The sequence below is a fragment of the Nitrospirota bacterium genome (assembly GCA_016219645.1).
Lineage (GTDB): Bacteria > Nitrospirota > Nitrospiria > Nitrospirales > Nitrospiraceae > Palsa-1315.
Genome location: JACRLR010000009.1, coordinates 1 through 2031 on the forward strand (window position 1 = coordinate 1; position 2031 = coordinate 2031).

Here is a 2031-nt window from a genome sequence, read left to right on the forward strand (position 1 = left end):
GATCAGGAAAGATAGCGCGAGAATCTTGATCGTTGGATGGGCATCGACGAATTCGCCGATCGAACGGGCTGCGAACAGCATGACGAGCACGGCTCCGATGATCGCCGTCGCCATGACCGAGACGTCCTCCACGAGCCCAACGGCCGTGATGACGGAATCTAAAGAAAAGACGAGATCCAGAACCGTGATCTGAAACAACAGCATCCCGAAACTGGCTGGAGCCGATGCGGCTGCTTCGTCATCCGCGCCCTCTAGACTTTCGTGAATTTCGTGGGTGGCTTTGGCGAGGAGAAACAATCCACCGATGATGAGAATCAGATCTCGCCCTGAGATCGCTTGGTTCAGCAGCGTGAATAAGGGAGCCGTCAGCTCCATCACAAGCGAAATCGAGAATAACAATCCCAGTCGTGCGATCATCGCAAGGCCTAGCCCAAGACGGCGTGCTAGGTTTCGCTGCTGCTGAGGGAGCCGGCTCACGAGGACGGAGATGAAGATGATGTTGTCGATTCCGAGGACAATTTCGAGGGCCGTCAGCGTGCCCAACGCGATCCACATCTCTGATTGAGTCAACCAATCGAACATGCGAATGTCCACCTCTCTAGCAACCAGCTAGACCCCGGATCGAATGCAGCGTCCCCACGCTCGCTCCCATCAATGGCATAATCCTCACAACTATCCGCCAGCCTATCGCGTGCAAGCGCCTGTTTGACGCATACTCACTGACTAGTCGCTCCGAAATCAACAGCCCGATACTGGATGAGCGACTCCGAACTCCCTGTGCCACAATCACAGAGGGGAGCCTCGGAATTTCTCACAGTGTCATCAGTTCTTCTTTAGCTCAGTGTGCCGAGACGTGATTGGAGGATGCTGATGGCAGCAATGGCGGCTGTTTCAGATCGTAAGATGTGCTGACCACAGGTAATGAGTCTACTTCCTGCCTGCTCGGCAATCTGCGCTTCCTCTTGACTCCAGCCACCCTCCGGTCCAATCAAAACCAGTATAGAACCGGTCGCATCTTGCGGTAGGTTGACCGTTTGCAAACTCTTCCCGTCCCGCCGCTCGGCCAGCATGAGAGTGCGCGTGCCGGTTGCCAGGCTGGTCAGAAGCGCTGAGAGAGATTGTGGCGTCGCAACGGTGGGGATTCGCCACTGTTCAGATTGCTGGGCGGCTTCTAAGGCGATTCGCTGCCAACGGGCGAGCTGGTGATCCACGCGGTCGGCTTTCAGTTGTACCACACTGTGCCGGCTTTCAATCGGCACGATTTCGCTCACGCCGAGCTCTGTTGCTTTTTGAATCACCCAGTCCATCTTCTCCCCCTTAAGCAGCGATTGGCCGAGGATGAGACAAGGCGTCTGGCGGGGTGGTTCCTGGATCGTTTCGAGAACCCGTGCGGTGACCGCTTGTTTGGACACATCGGTGATTTCAACGCGAAACTTGGCGCCCTGTCCGTTGTTGAGCCACAGAGTCTCGCCGACTGTGATGCGCAAACTGTCTCGGAGATGGACGAGCACGTCGCCGGTGACCGATATCGTCTGCCGATCGATGCGCTCAGGGGAAACAAACAACACAGGCATGAGGGACTCAGGGGGATTAACCCGGATGGGTAGGGGAGACTACTCGAAGAAGGTTTTCATCTTATCAAAGAAGCCGTCGCCGTTGGCTTCCATAGTCATGCCACTTTCTTTCGCGTACTCCATCAGGAGTTCTTTCTGTCGGGCGGTCAATTTGGTGGGGATTTGGACCTTGATCGTATAGACCTGATCGCCTGTCGATCCGCCCTTCAGGCTGGGAACCCCTAACCCTTTAATCCGAAGCACCTTGTCATGTTGTGTGCCGGGCGGCACTTTGATGACTGTTGCCCCCGTGAGAGTCGGGACTTCCACTTTTCCACCGAGCGCGGCCGTGACGAGATTGACCGGCACATCACAGGCGATATCGAGCCCCTTGCGATGAAAAATTTTATGGGGTCTGACGGTAACCGCTACGTAGAGGTCGCCGGGATGGCCACCATTGGGGCCATGCTCTCCTTCA

Annotated in this window: 3 protein-coding genes; all 3 read right to left on the minus strand. The window is 56.0% G+C overall.

What is annotated here, in order from left to right; genetic code table 11:
* Positions 1 to 582 (minus strand): TerC family protein (locus HZB34_02130; protein MBI5314751.1); only part of this gene is annotated, 582 nt, incomplete at its 3' end.
* A 251-nt stretch (positions 583 to 833) separates the two neighbouring features.
* The gene (locus HZB34_02135; protein ID MBI5314752.1) at positions 834 to 1574 is read right to left on the minus strand and encodes a 16S rRNA (uracil(1498)-N(3))-methyltransferase; all 741 of its coding nucleotides are present in this window, start codon (positions 1572 to 1574) and stop codon (positions 834 to 836) included.
* A 39-nt stretch (positions 1575 to 1613) separates the two neighbouring features.
* Positions 1614 to 2031, minus strand: a 418-nt coding sequence (locus tag HZB34_02140) for a molecular chaperone DnaJ (protein MBI5314753.1), incomplete at its 5' end; no start/stop codon positions are given.

Coding starts and splice junctions, on each gene's coding strand:
- HZB34_02135 (MBI5314752.1), bottom strand. CDS start 1,574: ATGCCTGTGTTGTTTGTTTCCCCTGAGCGCATCGATCGGCAGACGATA.